This window comes from Pelorhabdus rhamnosifermentans (genome assembly GCF_018835585.1).
Classification (GTDB): Bacteria; Bacillota; Negativicutes; order UMGS1260; family UMGS1260; genus Pelorhabdus; species Pelorhabdus rhamnosifermentans.
In genome coordinates, this window is the sequence record NZ_JAHGVE010000066.1 from 1 (window position 1) to 1415 (window position 1415).

The window sequence follows — 1415 nt, forward strand, 5'->3', positions numbered from 1 at the left end:
GGGACAGAAACTGCTTCCAATCTGGTAACGCCGTCTAATATGACATTATTTATGAACCGGAGACCGGCAGTGGAGTTGAAATTTGCTCAAGAGATTTCTGATGTGCCAAATGACGGAGTGAATCCTTTTGATAGGGTAATTCCTGCCATAACGACAGTTGTAGCAGAAAAAGAGGGAATGTTTATTATTCCGCCGGGAGGTTCTTTTGGCATCTTTTTAGTAGGGCAGGAGCTAGCCTGCTTGCAGGCTAGAATTGCTTTTGGCTGGTGGGAAGAAAAGAAAAGAATCATAAGAAGATCAAGACATTTAAAGACTATAGCCGAACAAAAAACAAGGGTGGTCTCAGAATAAAAATTCTGAGATCCCCCTTGTTTTTAAAACTGATGGGCATGGATTTTTAGAGTTTATCACACTTGATTCTGCAGGCTTCTATTTCTTTGACTGCTTTGTATTTTATAAGATTTGATAAGAAATGGTGATTTATTTATGTCTCCATATATAGACGAAGACGAAAAAAATTGGGCGAAGTATTCTTTCAGGTTAATTTCAATTCTCTATGGACCGGGTCAGATAGCGTTAAGCATGATAATAGCCTCACCAATGCATTTGTTCGCTTCACATGTATAGCCTATGCATTCAATCGTAAATCCTGTTAACAAGGTACTGGAAAAAAATTTTGACTGGCAGGGAAGAATAGTATCTGTTAAGGGGGGCCTGGAGTCGGATTGGGTAATCGTTACCTTCATGACAGAATGCCCTTTATTTGCTATAAAGATGAATCCATTTATAGGGTCTGCAGCTTGCCAATACGTTATTGCTTGACCGTCACAAGGACATTGGTCGATGTTTAGAATGGCTAATTCAAAAAAAGTTGGCTGACAATTGTTCCTCAGGGTAGGTTTGAAAATAGAGTTTAGTGAGGTACTGGCTTCAACAGAATCAGACATATCATTCTCTCCTCGTATTAAAATATTCTAGTCGTTTTAATCATGAATAGGTTGATAACCTGTAGTTAAAAAAAAAATCTTCCTACAAGCAGCAGGAAGAATAATTATCAATAAATAGAGATTATATTCTATATTAAAAATTTAGATCAATAATTCATAGAGATATTCTCGAGTACACCGGCGTCGTTCTAGCTCTTGGACTTTGAGATTTTCGATAAAGCCAACCAGGAATTTACGCTGCTCTGGTATGAATTCCTGACGTTCTGCTTGAAATGAATCTAATAAGTTAGCTATTTCCTGACGCTCATTATTAACGAAGGCCATTATTTTTTCACGTAAAGCGTGACTTGTTTCAGCACGAGCAGTTTGAGATTGTTCAAGAAAATGGTGGATTAGTGCTTTTCTTTCTGTAATTTCTTCTAATGCCTGCTGTTTTCGAACAATCTCTGCCGCATAACATTCTTGCTG

General features: G+C 37.8%; 3 protein-coding genes. 1 reads left to right on the forward strand and 2 read right to left on the reverse strand.

All coding sequences use genetic code 11. The features are described 5' to 3' along the window. A partial coding sequence (locus Ga0466249_RS25720) for a DUF6143 family protein (protein ID WP_246589063.1) occupies positions 1-351 on the forward strand: 351 nt, incomplete at its 5' end. A 215-nt stretch (positions 352-566) separates the two neighbouring features. On the opposite strand, the gene Ga0466249_RS25725 is transcribed toward Ga0466249_RS25720, so the two are convergent. Both Ga0466249_RS25725 and Ga0466249_RS25730 read right to left on the reverse strand, forming a co-directional pair. Then, positions 567-947, reverse strand: coding sequence for a hypothetical protein (locus Ga0466249_RS25725; protein ID WP_215832358.1), 381 nt, complete (start codon positions 945-947; stop codon positions 567-569). 141 nt (positions 948-1088) lie between these two features. Continuing rightward, on the reverse strand, positions 1089-1415 hold a 327-nt coding region (locus Ga0466249_RS25730; protein ID WP_215832359.1), incomplete at its 5' end, for a hypothetical protein.

Coding starts and splice junctions, on each gene's coding strand:
- Ga0466249_RS25725 (WP_215832358.1), bottom strand. CDS start 947: ATGTCTGATTCTGTTGAAGCCAGTACCTCACTAAACTCTATTTTCAAA.